Here is a 2,167-nt window from a genome sequence, read left to right as displayed (position 1 = left end):
GGGGGTGGACCCGGCAGGGCCGGCGGCGCAGCAGCTCTACCGCGGGCTGATCATCGAGCGGGTGAACGGAAAGGAGATCCGATCGATCTCCGAGCTGCGCAGCGTGATCGACGGGCTGCGCCCCGGGCAGGTGGTCTCGATCCACGCGCGGCGGCCGGACGGCACGCAGACGATCGTGAACTTCCGCGCGCGCGGGTGATCTGACGGGCAAATGCAACTGCATCTCACGCAGAGACGCAGAGGTCACGGAGAACTGCCGCGGTTCTCCGTGCCTCTGTGTCTCTGCGTGAGATCGTTGAGTCCGGTCTAAAAAGCCTTGCGGCACCTGCACGATCAGGTTGCCGCGGGGCTAAGCCGTTGGTAGATTGTGCCTTACCCCGCTCTCGCCGCACCCCGGCGACCGCGCACCCAACCATGTTTCGCCTCAACCAGACGCACCATCAGCAGGACATCTTTGGGATCGAGACCCAGCTGAGTCCGGGTCTGCGCAAACGCCTGCTCGAGTCGAAAGAGTACGCGTTCTACAAGGAGATCTTCTGCCGGATTCCCGAAGCGCTCTTCGCGGAACTCTACGCGGAAGAATCCGCCAGTCGGCCCAACGCACCCGTCAACCTGCTGGTCGGAGCCATGCTCCTGCAGCACCTGAACGACTGGACGTTCGAGGAACTGCTGGACCGCGTGGCCTTCGACCTGAAGGTGCGCGCGGCGCTGGGTTTGTGGAGCCTGGACCAGGAGTCCTTCTGCCGGGCGACCCTGTTCAACTTTCAGCGCCGCCTGCGCGACTACATGGTGGCGAGCGGCCAGGACAAGTTCCAGGCCGTCTTCGACCGCCTTACCGAGGATCAGCTGGAGCGCTTCGGGCTCAAGGGCACGATCCAGCGGTGCGACTCGACGCAGATCGGCTCCAACATCCGCGACTACACCCGCATCGAGCTGCTGGTGGAGGTGGTGCTGCGGATGTGGCGCGTCCTCGGTGCGGCCCACCAGGAGGAACACGCCGAGCGCTTCGCCCCGTTCGTGGAAGCGAAGACGTCCGGCCAGTTCCTCTACCGGCTGCGCAGGAGCGACATCGGTGCGACGCTGGAGCAGCTGGGCGAGCTCTACGCCTGGATGGTCGAGGCGCTTCAGGGCGACTATGGCTCGACCGAGATCCACCGCATCGTCTGCCGCGTCTTCGCGGAGCACTTCACGCGCGTCGAGGAGCGGATCGCGGTGCGCCCGGCCGAGGAGATCGCCAGCAGCTCCCTGCAGTCGCCGGACGACCCGGAGGCCACGTACCGGAACCGTGGCGACGAGTCCTTCCGCGGCTACGTGCTGCACCTGTCGGAGACGGCCGACCCGGAGAACGCCCTGCAGCTGGTCACCGACGTGGCGGTGGCGCCCAACAACGTGGAAGACAGCCGCATCCTGGGCGAACGGCTGCCCGAGATGCACCGCAAGACGCCCGACCTGGGGGAGCTTCACACCGACGGTGCTTACGGCAGCGAAGCCAATGATCGGGAGCTGGCGCAGCGGCAGATCCTGGCCGTGCAGACGGGCATCCGTGGCCCCAGCGCCCGCGCGCCGATGCGGATCGAGCACGATCAGGCGGGGCTGCTTCACGTCCGCTGCGCGGCTGGCCACCTCGTCCCGGGCGCTTCCACCCGGAAGCACTACAAGGCCGAGTTCGCAGCCGCCCACTGCGCCGGCTGTCCCTTCGCGGCGGTGTGCCCGACGCAACTGCGCCTGCACGGGGGCCGCACCTTCTACTTCACCGAGGCGGAGATGCTGAAGCGGCTCCGGCACTACCGGATCGAGACGCTCCCACCAGAGCGACAGACGCTGAGGGCGAACGTGGAAGCCACGATCAGGCAGTTCAAGGCGCCGTGCCGAGACGGCAAACTGCGCACGCGAGGGCTTTGCGCTGCCAGCCGGTATGGCTTCCTGCGCGCCATCGGCATCAACTTCGGACGCATCTACCGTCACCTGCGACGGCTTTCATCCGGACCTGAGGCACCTGTGCCCGTGCCGGCACCGGCATATCGTCTCCCGGCCCTGCACGCTCTGTTGACACCACTGCGCCGCCTCGTCCGAGCCCTGCGAGGGGGCGGTGGCGATCCGCTGCCCGCTGCCATTGCCTTTGCCTGAGAGGATCGAAGCGGGCGACGTGACTTCTTAGACCGGACTC

At 67.1% G+C, this 2,167-nt stretch carries 2 protein-coding genes; both read left to right on the top strand.

Annotated elements, in window-relative coordinates; genetic code table 11:
• A partial coding sequence (locus VEC57_08705) for a hypothetical protein (protein ID HYB99203.1) occupies positions 1-199 on the top strand: 199 nt, incomplete at its 5' end.
• Positions 200-357: 158 nt separating this feature from the next.
• The gene (locus VEC57_08700; GenBank protein ID HYB99202.1) at positions 358-2,127 is read left to right on the top strand and encodes a transposase; all 1,770 of its coding nucleotides are present in this window, start codon (positions 358-360) and stop codon (positions 2,125-2,127) included.
• Positions 2,128-2,167: the final 40 nt, after the last annotated feature.

Source organism: Candidatus Limnocylindrales bacterium (genome assembly GCA_035626395.1).
Taxonomy (GTDB): domain Bacteria; phylum Desulfobacterota; class Binatia; order UBA1149; family CAITLU01; genus DASPNH01.
The sequence above is the reverse complement of the archived record's forward strand: the minus strand, read 5'-3'. Positions and strand labels throughout refer to the sequence as shown.